Origin of the sequence: Terrabacter sp. GCM10028922 (assembly GCF_042666095.1) — a bacterium.
Classification (GTDB): Bacteria; Actinomycetota; Actinomycetes; order Actinomycetales; family Dermatophilaceae; genus Terrabacter.
Window position 1 is genome coordinate 30,504 of the sequence record NZ_JBHTFG010000023.1, and the last position, 20,971, is coordinate 51,474.

Consider the following 20,971-nt stretch of genomic DNA (forward strand, 5'->3'; position numbering starts at 1 on the left):
TCAGCCGACCTGTCGGGGCCGTTGCCGACCCGTCGTGCGGAACCACAACCTCTGACCCGGCCGGGCCTGGGCGGCCAGGTGCAGGTCGTCCTCGGTCACCGCCGCGATCACCGGGTAGCCACCGGTGACCGGGTGGTCGGCGAGGAAGAGGATCGGCTGCCCGTTCGGCGGCACCTGCAGGGCGCCTGCGACGGTGGCCTCCGGTTTGAGCTCCCGCTCGATCCGGCGGGTCAGCAGCGGACCGTCCAACCGGATCCCGACCCGGTCGCACCTGTCGGTCACGGTGTAGGGCCCGAGGCACAGCGCGGCCAAGGCCTCCGCGGTGAACCAGTCGTCGCGTGGTCCGAGGACGACGTCGAGATGGATCTCGGACGCGTACGGCGCCTGGGGAGCGATGTCGACTCCCGGATGAGGCTGTGTCGGTGCGCCGACCGGCAGCCGCGTTGCCGGGCTCAACGGCGCAGGGCCGAGCGAGGCCATGGTGTCGGTGCTGCGTGACCCGAGCACGCAGGGCACCTCGATGCCGCCACGGACGGCGAGGTAGGTGCGCAGACCCGCCTCGGGCATCCCGAGCTGAAGGGTCTCGCCGGCCCTCACGGGCAGGGGCGCGTACATGGCGGCACCTCGCCCTCCGACGGTCAGCGGACACGGCGCTCCGGTCAGCGCGACGAGCACCGCGGTGTCGAACCGGACGGTCAGACCGCCCAGGGTCGCCTCGAGCGCTGCGGCGCCCTCGGGGTTGCCCACCAACCGGTTCGCCAGCCGGAGGCTGCGCCGGTCGGCAGCGCCGGACTCGCCGACGCCGAGGTGGGCGAGGCCGGGGCGGCCGAGGTCCTGGACGGTGGCGAGTGGCCCGGGGGAGAGCACCTCGAGGGTCATGCCGTCACCTCGACGAACCGAACGGGGGTGCCGGGCGCGAGGAGCGTCGGCGGGGTGCGCTCCAGGTCCCACACGGGAGCGTCGGTGTGGCCGATGATCCGCCACCCGCCCGGTGACTCGCGGGGATAGACCGCGGCGTACTCGTCGGCGATCGCGACCGCCCCGGTGGGCACGCGGGTGCGGGGCGAGTCGCGCCGCGGCACCCACAGACTGCGGTGGAGCCCGACGAGGTAGGCGAACCCGGGGGCGAACCCGCAGAAGGCGCTCGTGTAGGCAGCGGCGACGTGCCTCTCGACCACCTCGCGAACCGGCAGGCCGCTCAGCGACGCGACCTCCTCGAGGTCCTCTCCGTCGTACCGGACCTCGATCGTGACCTCGTCGCGGTGGTGGTCCTCGGCCGGCCCGATGGGGCGCCCGCTCAGCTGTGCGGCGATGCGGTCCACGCCGGTGACCCTCCTGTCGAAGCGCACGAGCAGCGTGCGTGCCGCGGGGACCAGCTCGGTGACGCCGTCGAGCGGCTCACGTCGAAGCGTGGCGTACAGCCCCAGCACCTCGGTCAGGTCGGCGAGCTCCACCAGCGCGGCATGCTCCCCGCACGGGAGGACCAGCATCAGCCTGCCCCCACGAAGGGAGACAGCCGGACACCGGCTCCCTCGAGCGCCTTCCGGACCCGACGCGCGATCTCGACCGCTCCGGGCGTGTCGCCGTGCACGCAGATGGACCGCGCCCCGACCTCGACCGTGCTGCCGTCGACCGCGCGGACCGTGCCCTGCGTGGTCATCTCGACGCACCGGGCGACGACCTGGTCCACGTCGTGCAGCACCGCTCCCGGCCGGTTGCGCGGCACCAGGGTCCCCTCGGGCGTGTAGGCACGGTCGGCGAACGCCTCCGGCACGGTCGGCAGGCCCGCGGCCGCAGCCTTCCGCAGCAGCTGGGAGCCGGGCAGGCCGAGCACCGGCAGGCCGGCCTCGTAGCCGGCGACCGCTTCGACCACCGCGCCGGCCTGGCTCTCGTCGTGCACCACGGTGTTGTAGAGGGCGCCGTGCGGCTTGACGTAGCGCACCGCCGTGCCGGCGGCCCGGGCGAAGGCGTCGAGCGCGCCGATCTGGTAGAGGACGTCGTCGCGCAGCTCTGGCGGGTCGACGTCCATGCGACGCCGTCCGAAACCGGCGAGGTCCCGGTACGAGACCTGGGCCCCGACGGTGACGCCGTTCGCCGCCGCTCGCTCGCACACGCGCCTCATGGTGGACGGGTCGCCGGCATGGAAGCCGCAGGCGACGTTGGCGCTGGTGACGAGCTCGAGCAGTGCGTCGTCGTCGGTGAGCCGCCAGATGCCGAAGCCCTCACCGAGGTCGCTGTTGAGGTCGATGGTCACCATCACGACACCCGGAGGTCGACGTCGCGGACGTCCGTGACGAACATGTGGCCGGGCGCGTGCGTGATCGCGAACGGCGGCCGCGACTCCATGATCGCCACCTGCGGTGTGACCCCGCACGCCCAGAACACCGGGACGTCGCCGTCGTGGAGGTCGACGGGGTCGCCGAAGTCGGGCTCGGACAGGTCGGTGATGCCCAGCCGCCCGGGCTCCCCGACCTGCACCGGCGCGCCGTGGACGGCCGGGACCGCCGCGGTCACCGTCACGGCCGTGGCCACGAGCTCGGCGGGGACCGGCCGCATCGAGACCACCAGGTCCCCGTGGAGCCGGCCGGCGGGTCGGCAGCGGCGGTCGGTGCGGAACATCGGGACGTTGCGGCCCTGCTCGAGGTGCCGCACCGGGACGCCGGCCTCGAGCAGCGCGGCCTCGAACGTGAAGCTGCAGCCGATGAGGAACGTGACGAGGTCGTCACGCCACCAGCTCCGGACGTCGCCCGCCTCCTCGACCAGCTCACCCTGCGCCCACACGCGGTAGCGAGGCAGGTCGGTGCGCAGGTCGGCCCCCGGCGCCACGGCCGTGGACCACGAGCCGGCCTCGGTCACGTCGAGCAGGGGGCACGGCTTGGGGTTGCGCTGGGCGAAGAGGAGCACGTCGTACGCGAAGTCCTTCGGCACGCTGACGAGGTTGGCCTGCGCGTAGCCGTCGGCCCACCCGGTCGTCGGGGCCACCTGACCGTCGCGGAAGGCGGCCCGTGCCCGCTCCGGTGTCATGGCCGCACGGTCCACGGTCACGTCAGCTCCCGTGCCGCGGTCTCCGGCAGCCAGAACAGCGCAACGACGACGAGCCCGTATGCGGCGGCGCCGAACGTCATGGCCCCGCCCATCCCGTAGTTGGCGGCGAGGAACCCGATGGCCGTGGGGAAGAACGCCCCGATGCCGCGGCCGACGTTGTAGGTGAACCCCTGGGCCGTGCCCCTGACCCGCAACGGGAACAGCTCGGCGAGGTAGGCCCCGAACCCGGCGAAGATGGCGCTGGAGCAGAACCCGAGTGGGAAGCCGAGGATCCGCACGTACTCGCCTGCGCTCGCGGGCAGCTGGGTGTAGAGGACGATCAGCACGGCGCTCAGGACGGCGAAGATCCGGAACGTGTTCTTGCGGCCGATGCGGTCGGTGAAGTAGCCGCCGGTGAGGTAGCCGGCGAAGGCGCCGGTGATGAGGAACGCGAGGTAGCTGCCGGTGCCGACCACGGTGAGGCCTCGCTCGGTCTTGAGGAACGTCGGCACCCACGTCGCGAGGGTGTAGTAGCCGCCCTGGGCGCCGGTCGCCAGCACCGAGGCGAGCAGCGTCGTCTTGAGCAGGTCCGGCTTCCAGATCGAGGCGATCGCGACCCGGTCGACCTGGCTCCGGTTCTCCTCGAAGGCCGGGGCGTCCTTCATGTTGCGCCGGACGTAGAAGACGAGCAGCGCGGGCAGCGCGCCGGTGAGGAAGAGCAACCGCCAGGCGGTCCCCTCGTCGGCCAGGGAGAAGATCACGGTGTAGGCGAGGACGGCGAGGCCCCAGCCCACCGCCCAGGAGCTCTGGATCAGCGCGACCGTCCGGCCGCGGTGTCGAGCCGCGGCGTACTCCGACATGAGCACTGCTCCGGCGGCCCACTCGCCTCCGAACCCGATGCCCTGCGCCGCGCGGAACACGAGGAGCATGTCGTAGTTCTGGGCCAGCCCGCAGAGCGCCGTGAAGATGGCGTAGGTGGCGACGGTCAGCATCAGCGTCCGGACGCGCCCGATGCGGTCGCACAGGATGCCCGCGATCACTCCGCCGAACGCGCTGGCCACGAGCGTGGTCGTTGCGAGGAGCCCGGCCTGCGGGGTGGTGAGCCCGAAGGCCGCCGTGATGGCGGCCAGGCCGAGGGGCAGCACCCAGAAGTCGTAGGAGTCGAGCGCGTAGCCGAGGAACGAGCCGGTGAAGGCGCGACGGCCCGCGGCGGTCAGCGAGCGCCACCAGGCGAAGGCTCCGGTGTCCACGGCGGCGTCGGGGCCGGAGGAAGGTGGATCGGCTTCGGCGACCGGTGTGTTCATCGGCTCGTCGCTGGTCGGTGTTGCCATGCGGGACCTCCAAGGGAGCGGCGTGATGCATCCACGGTAGAGATTGTTCAACAATCCCACAAGGGAAAAGATGAAGGAAAATGTCTAGACTGGGCATCGACCGACGTTGGGAGGCGTGATGGCGCAGAACGAGGTGGCACTGATCGCCGCCCTCGAGCAGGAGCGGGCCCTGTTGGGCCGCACCAGCACCGCCGAACGTGTCGCCGGCCTCCTTCGCGAACGCATCATGGCCGGTGCGATCCCACCGTCCACCCGGCTCTCGGAGGACGCCATCAGCCGGGCGCTCGGGGTGTCGCGCAACACGCTGCGCGAGGCGTTCCGCCTGCTCGCGCACGAGCGCCTCCTCGTCCACGAGCTCAACCGCGGGGTCTTCGTCCGGCGACTCACTCCGGAGGACCTGAGCGACCTGTTCCAGGTGCGCCGCCTCGTGGAGCTGGGGGCGCTGCGCGGCGTGCGGGCCGTGGGCCCGGAACGCGTGGTGGCGTTGCGTGCGGCGTTGGACGAGGCTCGGCAGGCCGCGGTGGACGGCCGCTGGATGGACGTGGGAACGGCGAACATGCGCTTCCACCTCGCGATCGCCGCCCTGGCGGGCAGCCCGCGCGTCGGCGAGCTGATGGAGCACGTGCTCGCCGAGCTTCGCCTCGTCTTCCTCGTGATGCCTGACCCCCGGCGCTTCCACGAGCCCTACATCGAGCGCAACGCCGAGATCTGCCGACTCCTGGAGGCCGGCCAGGTGGATGCGGCCCATGACGCGCTGGTGCGCTACCTCGACGACGCCGAACGCGAGCTGCTCCGGGCGCTGTGACCTGACCGTCGGCGCCGGTCAGCCATTGACAGGCTTCCTGACAAACCCCACACTGGGATTAACAGGAAGCCTGATAATCGGCGCGTGTGGACCTACCGCGGGCGAGGCTCCCAAGAGGAGGATCAGCGTGACGAACACCCAGACCAGCGCCACGGTCGAGACCGTGACGGCTCACGTCACGGATCACATGGAGGCTCAGGTGGAGGCCGGGACTCCTGGCGTGGCCCTCCTCGACGACGGCCGGCTGTTCATCGGCGGCCAGTGGCGGGAAGCGGCCGAGGGCCGCCGCCGTGACGTGGTCGACCCGTCCACCGGCAGCGTGGTCGGCACGGTCGCCGAGGGCGACGCCGCCGACGTCGACTCCGCCGTCGCCGCAGCCCGTGCGGCCTTCGACACCGGCCCGTGGCGTGGCATGAGCGGTCGCGAACGCGCTCGCATCCTGCACCGGGTGGCCGACCTCATCCGCGAGAACGCCGACGAGCTCGTGCGCCTCGAGAGCCTCGACGTCGGCAAGCCCGTGTCGCTCTGCCTCCCCGTCGACGTCATGACCGCCGCCGAGGTGTACGAGTACTACTCGGGCCTGGCCCAGTCCGTCGAGGGTGCCACCCGCGACACCCCGCTCAACGCGTTCGCCTACACCCGCCGCGAGCCGCTCGGCGTGGTCGGCGCGATCACGCCCTTCAACTTCCCGCTCATCCTCTCCAGCTCGAAGATCGCACCGGCGCTCGCCGCCGGGAACGTCGTCGTGCACAAGCCCGCCGACGACACGCCGCTCAGTGCGTTGTTCATGGCGAGGCTGTTCGCCCAGGCGGGCGTGCCCGACGGTGTGGTCAACGTCGTCACGGGTGCCGGTGCGGTCGCGGGCGAGGCACTGCTGCGTCATCCGGGCGTCGACAAGATCGCGTTCACCGGCTCGACGGCCATCGGCCGGCACGCCGCGGCCGTCGCGGGCGAGGCGCTGACGCCGGTCACCATGGAGCTCGGCGGCAACGCCGCCCAGATCGTGTTCGAGGACGCCGACGTCGAGAAGGCGGTCGGCTCGGTGATCAAGGCCTTCGTGTTCAACACCGGCCAGTTCTGCATGGGCGGACCCCGCCTGCTGGTCGCCCGGCCCCTCTACGACACGTTCGTCGAGATCCTCGGCCAGGCGGTGCCCGGCGTGCCGGTGGGTGACCCTCGACGGCCCGAGACCGTCGTCGGCCCGATGGCCGCGGAGCGGCACCTGGCCAAGGTCGAGGACTACGTCGCGCAGGCGGTCCTCGACGGGGGCCGCGTCGTCTGCGGCGGGGAGCGGCTCGACCTGAACGGCGGCTTCTACTACAAGCCGACCGTGATCGCCGACCTCGCCAACGACTCCCGGGTCGTCCAGGAGGAGATCTTCGGCCCGGTCCTGACCGTGCAGCCGTTCGACACCGAGGACGAGGCGGTGGCGATGGCGAACAGCACCCCCTACGGGCTCGCCTCCGGCATCCAGACCACCGACCTCGCGCGGGCCCACCGCGTGGCGGCGAGGCTCGACGCCGGGATCGTCTGGGTCAACGACTGGGCGATGCTCGACCCCGCCGTGCCGTTCGGAGGCGTGAAGTCGTCCGGCTTCGGCCGCGAGTACGGCCCGGAGGGCCTCGCCGCCTACACCCGCGACAAGTCCGTCGTCATCTCGCTCGACTGAACCCTCCACGAGACGAAGCAAGGAAGCCTCATGACCAGCACCGAAGCAGCCGTCGTCGAGACCGGCGGCGCGCCCTTCACCCTCAGCCATGTCGACCTCGCGGACCCGCGGCCGGACGAGGTCCTCGTCCGGATGGTCGCCGCCGGCCTCTGCCACACCGACCTCGGGGTGGCCAGTGGCGGGCTGCCGTTCCCGCTTCCCGGGGTCCTCGGGCACGAGGGTGCCGGCGTGGTGGAGGAGGTCGGCTCCGACGTCACCCGGGTCAAGCCCGGCGACCAGGTGCTCCTGTCGTTCACCTCGTGCGGCAGCTGCCGCAACTGCCGTGACGGCCACCCGGCCTACTGCCAGACCTGGCTGCCGCGCAACCTCATCGGCGGGCGCCGTGACGACGGGTCGTCCACGATCACGCGCGACGGGGAGCCGATCGGCGGGCACTTCTTCGGCCAGTCCTCCTTCTCGCGGCTCGCCCTGGTCGACGAGCGCAGTCTGGTGAAGGTCGACCCCGACGCCCCGCTCGAGCTGCTCGCGCCGCTCGGCTGCGGCATACAGACGGGCGCCGGCGCGGTGTGGAACGTGCTGAAGCCCCGGCCCGGCAGCGCCGTCGTCGTGCTCGGCGCCGGCGCCGTCGGTCTCTCCGCCGTGATGGCGGCCGCGCTCACCCCGGCCACCACGATCATCGCCGCCGACAGGGTCGCCTCGCGGCTCGACCTCGCGCGCGAGGTCGGTGCCACCCACGTCGTGGACGTCACCGCCCAGGACCTCGTCGCCGCGGTCACCGAGATCACGGGCGGCGGAGCGGACGGCGTCGTCGAGACCACCGGCAGCGTCGCGGTGCTCCGTCAGGGCGTCGACGCGCTGGCCGCACGCGGCACGGTGGTCGTCGTCGGCGCCCCGCCGTTCGGCACGGAGGTCGCCCTGGACGTCAACGGCATGCTCGCCGGGAAGCAGGTCGTCGGGCTGACGCTGGGCGACAGCGAGACGCAGACGTTGATCCCCGCCCTCGTGAGCCTTGTCCGCAGTGGCCGGCTGCCGATCGACAGGCTGGTCAAGGAGTATGCGTTCGCCGACATCCAGCAGGCCGTCGGCGACGTCGCCAGCGGCGCCACCATCAAGCCGGTGCTGAGGTTCTGACCTTGACCGCGCTGCAGCCCAGCGGCAACCAGGGTGTGGGGAGCTGGCCGTGGCGGCGCGCCCGGATGTCGCCGCACGCCACCGCTCTGCGCCAGGGCGACCGCGCCCTCAGCTACACGCAGCTGGCCGACCGGGCGGGCCGACTCGCGACAGCGCTGAGGCAGATGGGGGTCGAGTCCGGCGACCGGGTCGCCTTCCTGGGCACCAACGACCTCGCGACGTTCGAGACGTTCTTCGCCAGCGGGCTCCTCGGCGCGGTGTTCGTGCCGCTCAACACGCGGTTGGCGGCACCCGAGCTGGCATACCTGCTCCAGGACTGCGGGGCCGGCATCCTCGTCGTCGGCAACGGCGTCGATGCGGTCGCCGCTCGCCTCTCCAGCGACCCGGAGCTCTCCGCCGTCATGACCGTCGGGGCGGCCGACGTCGACGCGCTCCTGCCGACCGTGGCACCGCTCGAGCCGCAGGTCGACGTGACCCTCGCCGACCCAGCCCTGCTGCTCTACACGTCCGGCACGACGGGCCGGCCGAAGGCCGCGACGCTCACCCACGGCAACCTCACGTGGAACACCGTCAACCAGCTCGCCCACTTCGACACCGTGAGCAGCGACCGCGCCCTGTGCATCGCACCCCTGTTCCACGCCGTGGGCCTCGGCCAGGTCACGCTGCCCACGCTCTTCAAGGGCGGCAGCGTCGACGTGCTCGACAAGTTCGACGCGGCGACCGTGCTGCGGCTCGTCGGGCAGCACGGCATCACCAGCTTCTCCGCCGTGCCGACGATGCTGCAGCTGATGGCGGAGGACCCGGCCTGGCCCGACGCCGACCTGAGCTCATTGCGCCACGTCGTCTACGGCGGCTCGTCCGTCAACGAGTGGGTCGCCCGCGCCTGGCTCGACCGCGGCGTCCGCGTGCTGCAGGGCTACGGCATGACCGAGGCTGCACCGGGCATCTACATGGCGCTGCACGACGGCGCGGCCACGCGACCGGTATCGGTCGGTGTCCCGCACTTCTTCACCGACGTCGCCGCGCTCGAGGGCGACGGCACGGTCGGGCCGGTGCCGCACGACGGGCCCGGGCTCGAGCTGCTCGTGCGGGGTCCGAACGTCTTCGCCGGGTACTGGGACCACCCCGAGGAGACACAGGCCAACGTGGTCGACGACCGGTGGTTCCGCACCGGCGACATCGTCCGGGCGGACGACGACGACTGGGCGTACGTCGTGGACCGGGTCAAGGACGTCATCATCTCCGGCGGCGAGAACATCTACCCCGCCGAGGTCGAAGCCGTCGCGGTCACCCTTGCCGGCATCCGGTCCGCGGCGGTCGTCGCGTTGGCCGACGACTCCTGGGGCGAGGTCGGCGTCGCGTTCGTCGAGACCGTGCCGGGCGCGACCGTGACCGAGGACCAGCTGCGTGCGCACTTCGAGGCCAACCTCGCCCGCTTCAAGATCCCCAAGCACATCCGGTTCGTCGACGCGCTGCCTCGCAACGCGACCGGCAAGATCAGGCGCGTCGACCTGCGGGAGCGCGCCGCCCGTACGCCCCACGAGGAGACCCGATGACCGTGACCGATGCAACCACCGGCCCCGGCCCCGGCGCAGACGCCGACTCCCACCTGCAGGCCGTGCTGCCGTCCTCGCTCGTGCTCGAGCGGCACGGCGCGGTAGGCGTGCTGCGGCTGTCCCGGCCGGCCAAGCGCAATGCCCTCGACGACGCCACCGTTCTCGGGATCGAGACGTTCTTCGCGGCACCGCCCGCGTGGGCACGGGCCGTCGTGCTCGACGCCGAGGGCGACCACTTCTCGGCGGGCCTCGACCTGGCCGAGCTGACCGAACGGGACACCCTCGAGGGCCTCGACCACTCGATGATGTGGCACCGCGCGTTCGGCCGCCTCGAGCAGGGGAACGTCCCCGTCGTCGCGGTCCTGCGCGGAGCCGTGATCGGCGGAGGGCTCGAGCTCGCCAGCTCGACGCACATCAGAGTGGCCGAGCCGTCGGCGTTCTACGCCCTGCCCGAGGGCCAGCGCGGACTGTTCGTCGGCGGTGGGGCCTCCGTGCGGGTGCCCCGGCTGATCGGCGTGAACCGCATGGCCGACATGATGCTCACCGGGCGCGTGTACGACGCTTCGGACGGTCACGCCATCGGCCTCTCGCACTACCTTGTCGGCGAGGGTGAGGGCCTCGCCAAGGCACTCGAGCTGGCAGCAAAGATCGCGAGCAATGCGCCTGTGACGAACTTCGCTGTGCTGCAAGCCCTTCCGCGCATCGCCGAGTCGAGCCCGAGCCAGGGCTACCTGCTCGAGGCCCTCATGGCTGCCGTCGCCGGGGGCAGCGACGAGGCGAAGTCCAGGATGAGCGCATTCCTCGACGGCCGCGCCGCCAAGGTCGGCCGAACCGGCGAGGGCGGCCGGTGAGCGCCCATACCCGGGCGGGCCAGGTCATCTGGTCGCCGGCACCCGACTGGCGTGACACCACCCGCATCGGCGCGTTCGTGCGCTTCGTCGAGCGCAGCCGCGGGCTGCGGTTCGAGGACTGGGACGAGCTCTGGACCTGGTCCGTCAACGACCTCGAGGGGTTCTGGGCGGCGGTCTGGGAGCACTTCGAGGTCGAGTCGGACGCCCCCTACCGCAGGGTCCTCGGGTCCGACGCGATGCCGGGCGCCCGCTGGTTCGAGGGGGCGAAGGTCAACTACGCCCGGCACCTGCTCGCCGACACCTCGCGTGACGACGAGGTCGCCGTGGTCGCGTACTCACAGACCCGCGACCGCGTCGAGATGACCTTCGGTGACCTCCGCCTCGAGGTGGCGCGGGCCCGGGCGGGGCTCGTGCGACTCGGCGTCGGGCGCGGAGACCGCGTGGCGGCATACCTGCCGAACGTCCCCGAGACGCTGGTCGCGTTCCTCGCCACCGCCAGCCTCGGCGCGATCTGGTCGAGCTGCGCCCCGGAGTTCGGCGCTCGCAGCGTCGTCGACCGGTTCGCCCAGGTGGAGCCGAAGGTGCTGCTCGTCGTGGCCGGCTACCGGTTCGGCACCAAGGACGTCGACCGCACGGCCGAGGTCGCCGAGATCCGCGCCGGCCTGCCGACCGTCGAGCACGTCGTCCAGGTCCCGTACGGCGGGGGCGACCTCCCTGACACCGTCGCGTGGCCGGACCTCCTCGACGACGGCGAGGGCGTGCCGCTCGCGTTCGAGACGGTGGCCTTCGACCACCCGCTCTACGTGCTGTTCTCGTCGGGCACGACGGGCAGGCCGAAGGCGATCGTCCACGGGCACGGCGGCATCCTGCTCGAGCACCTCAAGAACCACGCGCTGAGCTGGGACCTCGGGCCGGGCGACCGCCTGCTGTGGTTCACGACGACCGCCTGGATGATGTGGAACGCCCTCATCTCGGCACTGCTCGTGCGCGCGTCGATCGTCATGATCGACGGCAACCCGATGTTCCCCGACCTCGACCACCAGTGGCGGCTCGCGGCGGAGACCGGCGCCACGCTGATGGGAGCCAGCCCCGGGTTCCTCATGGCCAGCCGCAAGGAGGGCCTGCGCCCGGCCCGTGACCACGACTTGTCGCGGGTCCGGCAGATCGGTGCGGCGGGAAGCCCACTGCCGGTCGAGGGCTATGCGTGGGTGCGCGAGAGCTTCGGCCCCGACGTCCTGCTCAACGTCGGGTCGGGTGGCACGGACGTCTGCTCCGGCATCGTGCAGGGCAGCCCGCTGCAGCCCGTCTGGGCCGGTGAGATCTCGGGTTCCTGTCTGGGCGTGCGTGCGCAGGCGTTCGACCCCGACGGGCGGCCGGTGGTCGGCTCGCTCGGTGAGCTGGTGATCACGGCACCGATGCCGTCCATGCCCGTGGCGTTCTGGGGTGACGACGACGGTGCCCGCTACCGATCGACGTACTTCGACGTCTTCCCGGGCGTCTGGCGACACGGGGACTGGGTCCGCTTCGGCGAGAGCGGCTCCTGTGTCATCGCCGGGCGCTCCGACGCCACCTTGAACCGTGGCGGCGTGCGGCTGGGCACCGCTGAGTTCTACCGCGTCGTGGAGGAGATGCCCGAGGTCGACGACAGCCTCGTGGTCCACCTCGAGGACCCGGCGGGTGGCAACGGCGAGCTGATCCTCTACGTCGTGCCCGCGCGGGGCATCGACCTCGACGACGTGCTGCGGGCCGCGATCGGGCGCACGCTGCGCGCGGCGCTGTCACCGCGGCACGTGCCCGACACCGTCATCGCCGTACCGGCCGTGCCGCACAACCGCACCGGCAAGAAGCTCGAGCTGCCGGTGAAGCGGCTCCTGCAGGGTGGTGCGCTGAGCGAGGTCGCCACGACGGACTCCCTCGCCGACCCGTTCGCCCTCGACGCGTTCGTCGAGCATGCCCGGGCGCGACGCGCGGGGGAGCGGCCATGAGGTCCGACGTCCATCGGGTCGCCGTCGTGGGGGCCGGAGTCATCGGCAACGCCTGGGCCGCCCACCTGCTCGCGCACGGGCTCGACGTCAGCGTCACGGATCCCGCGCCGGACGCCGAGGAGCGCCTGCTCCGGGACGTCGAGCACGCGCTGCCGATGCTCGCGCGGCTGGGGCTGGAGACCAGCGGCTGGCGGCACCGGCTGACGTTCACCGCCGACCTGGGCACGGCGGTGGCCGGCGCCGACTTCGTGCAGGAGAACGGACCCGAGCGCGAGGACGTGAAGGCCGAGCTCTTCGCAGAGCTCGATCGGCTCGCGCCGCCGGACGTCGTCATCGCGAGCAGCTCGTCGAGCATGCTGCCGAGCCGCCTCGCCGCGATGTGCCACCGGCACCCGGAGCGCGTCGTCGTCGGCCACCCCTTCAACCCCGTGTACCTCATCCCGCTCGTGGAGGTCGTCGGCCACCCGGGCACCCCGGCCGCCGTCGTCGAGGCGGCGATGGCGTACTACACCCGAGTCGGCAAGCGTCCGGTCCACGTGCACCACGAGGTCCCCGGCCATCTCGCGAACCGGCTGCAGGCCGCCCTGTGGCGCGAGGCCTACTCGCTGGTCGAGCGCGGCGTCGCGACCGTCACCGACCTCGACACCGCGATCTCGCACGGCCCGGGCCTGCGCTGGGCGCTGCTCGGACCTCTCGCGAACCAGCACCTGTCCGGTGGCGACGGCGGGCTGGCCCACGTGCTCGAGCACCTCGGGCCACCGACCCAGACGCTGATGGACGACCTCGGGGCGCCGCAGCTCACGCCCGACCTCGCCGACGCGCTCGTCGCCGGCGTCGACGACGAGCTCGACGGCATCGACATGGTGAGGCTGGCCGCCCAGCGCGACGCGCTGCTCGTCGACCTGCTCGCCGCCAAGGCCAGGGCCGACGCCCTGCCGTGACCTCACAGGAGACTCCGTGACCACCAGGTACGAGCCGGCCATCGACCTCGACGCGGTCGTCGCCATCGACATGCACACCCACGTCGAGGCCGACAGCCACGGGCACCTCTCGCTCGACGACGAGCTGATGGGCGCCTCGGCGGCGTACTTCAAGGCCGACCAGCTGCGCACGCCGACGCTCGACGACATCGCGGCGCACTACCGCGAGCGCTCGATGGCCGCCGTCGTCTTCACCGTCGACGCGGGCTCGGCGACCGGCCACCCGGCGCTCTCGAGCGAGGAGATCGCCGAGGGCGCCGCCCGCAACAACGACGTGCTCATCCCGTTCGGGTCGGTCGACCCGCGTGCGGGCGCCGATGCCGTCGCGCGGGCACGCAAGCTCGTCACCGAGTACGGCGTCCGCGGCATCAAGCTGCATCCGAGCCTGCAGGCGTTCTCGCCCAACGACGAGTCGCACTACCCGCTCTACGAGACGCTCTCCGAGCTCGGTGCCGTCGTGCTCTTCCACACCGGGCAGACCGGGATCGGCGCGGGGCTCCCCGGAGGGCGTGGGATCAAGCTGCGCTACTCCGACCCCATGCTCATCGACGACGTGGCCGCCGACTTCCCCGACCTGCCCATCGTCATGGCGCACCCGGGCGTGCCGTGGGCGGACGCGGCCATCGCCATCGCCACCCACAAGTCCAACGTCCACATCGACCTGTCCGGATGGCTGCCGAGGTACTTCCCGCCGCAGCTGGTCCGCCAGATGAGCACCCTCCTGCGCACCAAGGTGCTGTTCGGCTCGGACTTCCCGGTGCTGACGCCAGACCGCTGGATGGCGGCGTTCGACGACCTGCCGGTCAAGGACGAGGCGAAACCGCTGATCCTCAAGGAGAACGCGGCCCGCCTCCTCGGGCTCACGTAGCCGGGGACCCCCGCCCCGTTCACAGACGCAGCAGGCAGGATCAGGGAATGCAGACCAGGACAGGCGCCATGGCCACCGACCGCCCCGAGCGCTACGCCAAGCAGCTGGCCAGCCACTGGGCGCGGCGTGGTCCGGCCGGCGACGAGGACGGAGCCACGGTGCTGCGTTGGGAGACCGGGCAGGTGATCGTGCTGCGCCCGGTCGAGGGCGCCCTCGAGGTCGAGGTCTCGGTGCCCGACGACGCCGACCCCGACCGGTTCGCCCAGGTGGTCAAGGAGCACCTCGAGCGCTTCGGGCAACGTGACGAGCTCGACCTCGTCTGGGCCGCCGGCTGAGGCAGCCCGGCGAGGCCGCTATGGCAGCCTGACGTCGAGGACGGCCGGTGCCGAAGCGCCGGGCTCGGCGACGGCCCGCGACACGCACAGGCAGAGGCGCTCCCCGCGTTGCTGCTGGGCAGTGCTGAGGAAGACGTCCCGGTGGTCGATGCGTCCGCCCGCCACATCCACGTCGACCACGCACAGCCCGCACTCACCCTTGCGACAGTCGTACATGAGGTCGGCGCCCGCGGCGGTGAGGGCGTCGAGCAATGTGGTGCCCGTGCCGACCGTCGTCTCGATGCCGAGCTGGGGCAGCCGGACGACGAACGGCTCGGGTGCGAACCACCCACTGTTGCCGAAGGTCTCGTAGCGCAGGTTCGTCGGTGGCAGGGCCGTTGCGGCCCAGGTGCGGCGTACGGCGTCCATCAACCTGATGGGGCCGCACATGTACAGCTCGGTGCCGCCGGCCAGGTCGTGGCCCGCGACGGCGTCGACGAGCCGGTCGACGTCGAGCGGCGTGCCCTCGTCGTCCACGTGCAGGGCCAGCCGCTCGCCGTGCAGGTCGGCCAGCAGGTCCGCGTATGCCATGACGTGACGGCTCCGCCCCACGTACACGAGGTCGTAGTCGGCACCGAGCGACCTCAGCACCCGGGCCATCTCGATGACCGCGGTCACCCCGATACCGCCGGCGAGCAGCACGTAACGCGGTGCGCCGATGCGCAGGTGGAAGTTCTGCAGGGGCTGGGTCGTCTCGATCGTGTCGCCCACCTCGAGCCCGTGCATGAAGACCGAGCCACCTCTCGAGGCCGCGGCCCGCTGGACGCTGATGGTGAGCCGGCTCCCGTCGGTGTTCGACTCGACGATCGAGTACGACCGGGTCGCCATGGCCTCGCCCAGCCGCACCCGGACGTCGAGGTGCGCGCCGGGCGCAGCGCGCACGCTCCCGGGCCGCTCGACGGTGATCCGCCGGACCCCCGAGGCGACCGGGCGCGACTCCACGACGCGGCTCTCGCTCCAGGCCGGCTGGCCGTGCGTGCTCATCGGCGGGCCTGCTCGGCCTCGAGCATCCGGTCGAGGATGCGGCGGACCCACATGCCGCCCGCGTCGATGTTGAGGCTGTAGAACTCGTGCCCGGGGTTCGCGTCGATGGCCGCCTGCTGTGCGGTCAGCATCGCCTCGTCCTCGGCGAACACGCCCTGCACCCCGTCCCGCAGCCTGGTTGTGATGAGCTGGCTGTCGAGGCGGTAGTTGCGCATGAACGCCCAGAAGTAGTGGCTGGTGCGGTCGGTCTCGGGGGTGATCGTGTTCATCACGTAGCCGTTGACACCCTGGGAGCGGTCGCCCTGCGGCGCCCCGGTGCCCGCCTTTGCGACACCCACGTCGATGCAGATGGTGGACGGCGCGTAGTAGTGGATGATCTGCCAGCGGTCCACGCGCCCGGTGAAGCCGGGGAACCTGTCGCGCATGTTCCCCAGCCAGAACGGTGGCGGCTCCACGTCGCGCATCCACCGCTCGACGGTCACGCTGCCGTCGTCCTCGCGGCGGGTGTGGAACTCCGACTCGCTGAGCTCGGCCTGCCCGATGGTGCTGCCGTGCACGAACTCCTCGTGCGTGAGGTCCATGAGGTTGTCGAGGACGAGCTGGTAGTTGCACCTCGCCTCGATCGTGAGGCCGTCACCGGCCCAGTCGGGGTGGTCCATCTGGTGCATGTCCGGCAGCTTCGCCGGGTCCGCGAGCGTCGGGTCACCGAGCCAGACCCAGACGTAGCGGTAGCGCTCGACCGTCGGGTAGGAGGGCACCATCGCGCTGGGGTTCACCGTCTCCTGGGCCGGCATCTGGGTGCAGCGGCCCGCGGAGTCGTAGCGCAGCCCGTGGTACGGGCACTGGATCTCGTCGTTCCCGACGAGCCGACCCATCGACAGCGGCGCCAGACGGTGCCAGCAGGCATCGGCCAGGGCGACCGTCCGACCGTCCGACGTGCGGTAGAGCGCGAGCGGCTTGCCGGCGACGGTCCGCCCCAGGACGCCCCTGGTCGTGACCTCGTGATCCCATCCGGCGGCATACCAGGCGTTGAGAGGGTGGGGGAAGATCGTGGCGGTGACGGTCCGCTCGGGCTGCAGGGTGGTCATCGTCGACTCTGGTTCGCTGGGGCTGCTGGCCCCTGCAGGATCGTGCTGGCTGCGGGGTCCCGACTACGCCGTTTCCGCCTGACGGAAGTCCGGCGTCGGCGCGCCCAGCGCGCGGGAGATGCCACGGCTCGCGGCCCGCAGGGCCGGAGCGAGCGCGAGGGGTGAGACGGTGCCGTGGCGGGCCACGACGGAGAGCGCGGCGACGACGTCGTCGTTCGCGTCGTGGATCGGGCACGCGACCGACACGGCGTCGAGGGTGACCTGGCGGTCGCTGACGGCGACGCCCGTCCGACGCACGTCGGCGAGCACGGCGCGCAGCTGGTCCGGGTCGCCGATGGTGTGTGCGGTCCACGTGCGCAAGGGGCGGGCGAGCACCTGCTCGCGCACGTCGGACGGGGCGTGGGCGAGAAGTGCAAGACCGACGCCCGTCGCGTGCAGGGCGAACCGGTCACCGACCCTCGTGAGCACGGTGACCGACCGGCGTCCCGTCAGGCGCTCGATGAACACCGCTTCGGTCTGCTCCCGCACGGCGAGCTGGACGTTCTCCGCGGTGGCGACGAAGAGATCCTCCATGTACGGCAGCGCGACCTCGCGCAGGCCGAGGCCGCGCGGGGCGAGCGAGGCGACCTCCCACAGCCGCAGCCCCACCTGGATACGACCGGCAGGTGTGCGCTCCAGCGCACCCCAGGAGACGAGGTCGCTGACGATGCGGTGCGTGGTGGTGAGGGGCAGACCGCTCTCCCGGCTGACCTCCTGCAGAGTGCGGGTCGGGTGGTCTGGGGTGAACGCGGCCAGCACGTCGAGCGTGCGGTTGGTCAGCGACATGGCCGCCCCCGTATGCCCGTCACGCCCGAGGGCGGGACGCGCTCGAGACGAAGGCCGCCGACAGTGACGTGGCCATGAGCGCGATCGTCTCGAGCGCCGGCTCGACCGGGCCGCGGTGGGTGAAGGCGTGGTCGACGCCTTCGACCATGCGATGCGTCACGGGTACGCCGGCAGCAGCCAGGGCACGCGCGTACGCGTCGCCCTCGTCACGCAGGATGTCGTACTCCGCGGTGATGACGAGGGCCGGGGCGAGCCCGGTGAGGTCGTCGGCGAGCAACGGGGAGACCAGCGGGTCGGCGCGACGGGAGGCGTCCGGCACGTACGACGAGTCGAAGAGGCGCCCCATGCCAGGAGTGAGCAACGGCTTGTCGGTGCGGGCCCGCTTGTCGCCGGGGTCGACCGTCAGGTCCAGTGGCGGGTAGTCGAGGATCTGCAGCAGGGGGCTCGGCTCGCCCCGGTCGCGCGCGGACAGGCACACCCCGGCGGCGAGGTTGCCTCCGGCGCTGTGGCCGCCGACCGTGACCCGCGACCCGTCCCAGCCCTGCGCCTCACCATGCCGGGTCACCCACACGGTGACGTCGTACGCCTGGGTGGCCGCCACCGGGAAGGCTCGCTGCGGCGCCACGTCGTAGTCGACGTTCACGACCACGCAGTGCGCGTGCGCCGCGATGTAGCGGCAGATGTGGTCGTCGGCCTCGGGATGGCGGAACACGAAGCCGCCCCCGTGGAAGTTGACGTACACCGGGGGCGGCAACGGGGACCAGACGGGTGGCCGGTAGATCGTGCAGGAGACGTCCCCGACCGAGGTGGGCACCCGGATCTTCGTCACGCGCTTCGGGATCTCCTCGAAACGGAGCCCCCGCGGCGGCTTCTGCATCAGGAAGGACAGCGCCTGCATGGCTCTGACCGTGACGGCATCCATGGTGCCCATCGCACGCTCCTCAAACGTTCAGGAATCCTGACGATGAGCTTAGCGCACAGGACGAGCTCCGGGTAGCCCCCGGGAGGCCTCCTCGCGGGCGCGAGGTGCCGGGGCAGCCACCGGCTGCCCCGGCCACCCTCGACTCGGCGGCTCAGACCGCCGCGTGCCGCTGCGCCTCGTCGGAGCCGGTGTCGGACCCGGTGCCGGAGCTCGCGTCGGAGCCCGAGTCGGAGCCGTTGCCGGAGCTCTTGTCGGAGCTGGACCCGATGGCCTGGTGCGAGCCGGCGTGCGAGACCGAGATCTTGCGCGGCTTCGCCTCCTCGGCGACCGGGATCTTCAGGGAGAGGACGCCGTCGCGGTAGTCGGCCTCGATGCGGTCGAGGGCGAGGCCGCGCCCGAGCGAGAGCTGGCGCGCGAAGGTGCCCGTGGGCCGCTCGCGCGAGAGCCACTGGGCTCCCTCTTCCTCGGGGCCGGTGCGCTCTGCGCGCACGGTGAGGGTGCGGTCCTCGACGTCGATGTCGATGCTGCCCGGGTCGACGCCCGGCAGGTCGATGTGGGCGACGAAGCTCTCGCCGGACCGGTAGAGGTCCATCGGCATGATCGCGTTGCCCGTCGTGCCGCGCAGGCTGTCGTTGAAGAGCCGGTCGAACGTGCGGTCGAGGCCGCGGAACGGGTCGAAGGTGCTGGTGCTCATGGTTACTCCTGGGATGAACGGTGAGGCCGATCTGATCGGCCCCGACGGACCTTTCTTGAGTGGTAGCCGCTCAACTTCGTGCTGTGTTCCCAGTTTTAGACGAGGACATCGGTGTCGTCAAGCGTGCACGACCGACGTCCTAGCGAGGGTCGTCAGAGCGCCGCGGCGACCGAGCGACCGGCGGTGCGCCCGCTGAACAGGCAGCCTCCGAGGAAGGTCCCCTCGAGCGAGTTGTAGCCGTGCATGCCGCCCCCGCCGAAGCCGCTGACCTCGCCGGCGGCGTACACACCGGGCAGGGGCTCGCCGCCGGGTCGCAGGACCCGTCCGGCGAGGTCGGTCTCCAGCCCGCCCAGCGTCTTGCGGGTGAGGATGTTGAGGCGCACGGCGATGAGTGGGCCGGCCTTCGGGTCGAGCAGCTTGTGCGGGGTCGCGACGCGGATCAGCTTGTCGCCGCGGTAGTTCCGCGCGCCTCGGATGGCCGTGATCTGGGCGTCCTTGGTGAAGTCGTTGTCGATCTCGTTGTCACGGGCGACGATCGTGCGGCGCAGCGACTCGAGCTCGATGAGCCCGTCGCCGGTCAGCGCGTTCATGCCCCTGACGAGCTCGTCGAGGGAGTCGGCGACGACGAAGTCCTCGCCGTGCTCCTTGAACGCCTCGACGGGACCCGGGGCTCCCTTGCGGACGCGGCCCAGCACCTGCCTGACGTCCTTGCCGGTGAGGTCGGGGTTCTGCTCCGAGCCCGACAGGGCGAACTCCTTCTCGATGATGCGCTGCGTCAGCACGAACCACGAGTAGTCGTGACCGCTGCGCATGATGTGCCCGAGCGTGCCCAGCGTGTCGAAGCCCGGGAAGTAGGGGGCCGGGAAGCGGCGGCCGCGCGCGTCGAGCCACAGCGACGAGGGGCCGGGGAGGATGCGGATGCCGTGGTTGTCCCAGACGGGGTCCCAGTTGCGCAGGCCCTCGGTGTAGTGCCACATGCGGTCGGGGTTGATGACGTGGCCGCCCGCGTGCTCCGTGATCACGAGCATTCGCCCGTCGACGTGAGCGGGGACGCCGGCGACCATGCGGGCGGGCGGGGTGCCGAGCCGCTCCGGCCAGGCCTTGCGGACGAGGTCGTGGTTCCCTCCGATGCCGCCGCTCGTGACGACCACGGCCTGGGCGGCGATCTCGAAGTCGCCGATCCCGTTGCGGTTGCTGGGCTTTCCGCGCTCGACGGCGTCCGGTGCAAGCACGGTGCCGCGCACGCCGGTGACGCCTCCGCCGGACGTCACGAGCTCGTCGACGCGGTGGCGCAGGGCGAGGGTGACCCGTCCGGCGTCGACACCGGCGCGGACCCGTCGCTCGAAGGGCTCGACGAGACCCGGGCCCGTGCCCCACGTGACGTGGAAGCGCGGCACCGAGTTGCCGTGGCCGTCCGCGCGGCCGTCGCCGCGCTCGGCCCAGCCGACGACGGGGAAGAGCCGGTGTCCCTGCTCGTGCAGCCACGATCGCTTCTCGCCCGCCGCGAAGTGGAGGTACGCCTCGGCCCACTTGCGGGGCCAGAAGTCCTCGTCGCGGTCGAACTGTGCCGAGCCCATCCAGTCCTGGGTCGCGAGCTCGAGGCTGTCCTTGATGCCCATGCGGCGCTGCTCGGGGCTGTCGACGAGGAAGAGCCCGCCGAAGCTCCAGAACGCCTGGCCGCCGAGGGACTGCTCGCCCTCCTGGTCGACGAGGACGACGCGCTTGCCGCGGTCCGCGAGCTCGGCGGTGGCGACGAGACCGGCCAGACCGGCTCCAACGACGACGACGTCGGCTTCCATGGGTCCCTTTCCTCGGCGTGCCCGCAGTGTTGTCCGCAGTGGTGCCCGCTGACGTGCCCGCTGAGGTGCCCGCGGTGCTCGCCCA

20 protein-coding genes are annotated in these 20,971 nt (G+C 71.9%); 9 read left to right on the top strand and 11 right to left on the bottom strand.

The features are described 5' to 3' along the window. Genes ACFQU3_RS17050 through ACFQU3_RS17070 form a run of 5 tightly spaced genes read right to left on the bottom strand, consistent with a single transcriptional unit; the run spans window position 1 to window position 4,355 of the window. Window positions 1–879: a biotin-dependent carboxyltransferase family protein gene (locus ACFQU3_RS17050; protein WP_385911902.1), complete on the bottom strand. Its 879-nt coding sequence runs from the start codon at window positions 877–879 to the stop codon at window positions 1–3. Then, on the bottom strand, window positions 876–1,490 hold the full coding sequence (locus ACFQU3_RS17055; protein ID WP_385911904.1) for an allophanate hydrolase subunit 1: 615 nt from the start codon (window positions 1,488–1,490) through the stop codon (window positions 876–878). Before ACFQU3_RS17055 ends, ACFQU3_RS17050 begins: the two co-directional genes overlap by 4 nt. Then, window positions 1,490–2,257 carry a LamB/YcsF family protein gene (locus ACFQU3_RS17060; protein ID WP_385911905.1) on the bottom strand — a complete coding sequence of 256 codons (768 nt, stop codon included), beginning with the start codon at window positions 2,255–2,257 and terminating at the stop codon, window positions 1,490–1,492. Before ACFQU3_RS17060 ends, ACFQU3_RS17055 begins: the two co-directional genes overlap by 1 nt. After that, entirely contained in the window at window positions 2,257–3,024 is a 768-nt protein-coding gene (locus ACFQU3_RS17065) for a putative hydro-lyase (RefSeq protein ID WP_385911907.1), read from the bottom strand. The genes ACFQU3_RS17060 and ACFQU3_RS17065 overlap by 1 nt, the downstream gene beginning before the upstream one ends. A 17-nt stretch (window positions 3,025–3,041) precedes the next feature. Continuing rightward, window positions 3,042–4,355, bottom strand: coding sequence for an MFS transporter (locus ACFQU3_RS17070; protein WP_385911909.1), 1,314 nt, complete (start codon window positions 4,353–4,355; stop codon window positions 3,042–3,044). A gap of 118 nt (window positions 4,356–4,473) precedes the next feature. Between ACFQU3_RS17070 and ACFQU3_RS17075 the strand changes: the two genes are divergently transcribed. From ACFQU3_RS17075 to ACFQU3_RS17115, 9 genes are all read left to right on the top strand, one after another. Beyond that, window positions 4,474–5,160: a GntR family transcriptional regulator gene (locus tag ACFQU3_RS17075; RefSeq protein WP_385911911.1), complete on the top strand. Its 687-nt coding sequence runs from the start codon at window positions 4,474–4,476 to the stop codon at window positions 5,158–5,160. 127 nt (window positions 5,161–5,287) lie between these two features. After that, entirely contained in the window at window positions 5,288–6,829 is a 1,542-nt protein-coding gene (locus ACFQU3_RS17080) for an aldehyde dehydrogenase family protein (protein WP_385911913.1), read from the top strand. A gap of 30 nt (window positions 6,830–6,859) precedes the next feature. After that, window positions 6,860–7,960, top strand: coding sequence for an NAD(P)-dependent alcohol dehydrogenase (locus ACFQU3_RS17085; protein WP_385911915.1), 1,101 nt, complete (start codon window positions 6,860–6,862; stop codon window positions 7,958–7,960). A 2-nt stretch (window positions 7,961–7,962) separates the two neighbouring features. Beyond that, window positions 7,963–9,516, top strand: coding sequence for a long-chain fatty acid--CoA ligase (locus tag ACFQU3_RS17090; protein WP_385911917.1), 1,554 nt, complete (start codon window positions 7,963–7,965; stop codon window positions 9,514–9,516). Beyond that, a complete protein-coding gene (locus ACFQU3_RS17095; RefSeq protein ID WP_385911919.1) occupies window positions 9,513–10,367 on the top strand; it encodes a crotonase/enoyl-CoA hydratase family protein in 855 nt (284 codons plus the stop codon). Before ACFQU3_RS17090 ends, ACFQU3_RS17095 begins: the two co-directional genes overlap by 4 nt. Then, window positions 10,364–12,352: an acetoacetate--CoA ligase gene (locus tag ACFQU3_RS17100; protein WP_385911921.1), complete on the top strand. Its 1,989-nt coding sequence runs from the start codon at window positions 10,364–10,366 to the stop codon at window positions 12,350–12,352. Before ACFQU3_RS17095 ends, ACFQU3_RS17100 begins: the two co-directional genes overlap by 4 nt. Then, window positions 12,349–13,293, top strand: a complete 945-nt coding sequence (locus ACFQU3_RS17105) for a 3-hydroxyacyl-CoA dehydrogenase NAD-binding domain-containing protein (RefSeq protein ID WP_385911923.1) — start codon at window positions 12,349–12,351, stop codon at window positions 13,291–13,293. The genes ACFQU3_RS17100 and ACFQU3_RS17105 overlap by 4 nt, the downstream gene beginning before the upstream one ends. Before the next feature lie 70 nt (window positions 13,294–13,363). Continuing rightward, window positions 13,364–14,200 carry an amidohydrolase family protein gene (locus ACFQU3_RS17110; RefSeq protein ID WP_385912727.1) on the top strand — a complete coding sequence of 279 codons (837 nt, stop codon included), beginning with the start codon at window positions 13,364–13,366 and terminating at the stop codon, window positions 14,198–14,200. Window positions 14,201–14,247: 47 nt separating this feature from the next. Beyond that, complete coding sequence (locus ACFQU3_RS17115; protein WP_385911925.1) at window positions 14,248–14,535, top strand: DUF2218 domain-containing protein; 288 nt, start codon at window positions 14,248–14,250, stop codon at window positions 14,533–14,535. Window positions 14,536–14,553: 18 nt separating this feature from the next. Here the strand turns inward: ACFQU3_RS17115 and ACFQU3_RS17120 are convergent, their stop codons facing one another. The 6 genes from ACFQU3_RS17120 to ACFQU3_RS17145 all read right to left on the bottom strand — a co-directional run bounded on the left by ACFQU3_RS17120 (window position 14,554) and on the right by ACFQU3_RS17145 (window position 20,886). Next, the gene (locus ACFQU3_RS17120; RefSeq protein WP_385911927.1) at window positions 14,554–15,558 is read right to left on the bottom strand and encodes a PDR/VanB family oxidoreductase; all 1,005 of its coding nucleotides are present in this window, start codon (window positions 15,556–15,558) and stop codon (window positions 14,554–14,556) included. Continuing rightward, on the bottom strand, window positions 15,555–16,646 hold the full coding sequence (locus ACFQU3_RS17125) for a Rieske 2Fe-2S domain-containing protein (RefSeq protein WP_385911929.1): 1,092 nt from the start codon (window positions 16,644–16,646) through the stop codon (window positions 15,555–15,557). The genes ACFQU3_RS17120 and ACFQU3_RS17125 overlap by 4 nt, the downstream gene beginning before the upstream one ends. 63 nt (window positions 16,647–16,709) lie before the next feature. Then, window positions 16,710–17,471: an IclR family transcriptional regulator gene (locus ACFQU3_RS17130; RefSeq protein ID WP_385911931.1), complete on the bottom strand. Its 762-nt coding sequence runs from the start codon at window positions 17,469–17,471 to the stop codon at window positions 16,710–16,712. Between the two features lie 19 nt (window positions 17,472–17,490). Further along, window positions 17,491–18,402, bottom strand: coding sequence for an alpha/beta hydrolase (locus ACFQU3_RS17135; protein WP_385911933.1), 912 nt, complete (start codon window positions 18,400–18,402; stop codon window positions 17,491–17,493). 142 nt (window positions 18,403–18,544) lie between these two features. Beyond that, a complete protein-coding gene (locus ACFQU3_RS17140; RefSeq protein WP_385911935.1) occupies window positions 18,545–19,087 on the bottom strand; it encodes an Hsp20/alpha crystallin family protein in 543 nt (180 codons plus the stop codon). Between the two features lie 152 nt (window positions 19,088–19,239). Next, window positions 19,240–20,886 carry an FAD-binding dehydrogenase gene (locus ACFQU3_RS17145; protein ID WP_385911937.1) on the bottom strand — a complete coding sequence of 549 codons (1,647 nt, stop codon included), beginning with the start codon at window positions 20,884–20,886 and terminating at the stop codon, window positions 19,240–19,242. Between the last annotated feature and the right edge of the window lie 85 nt (window positions 20,887–20,971).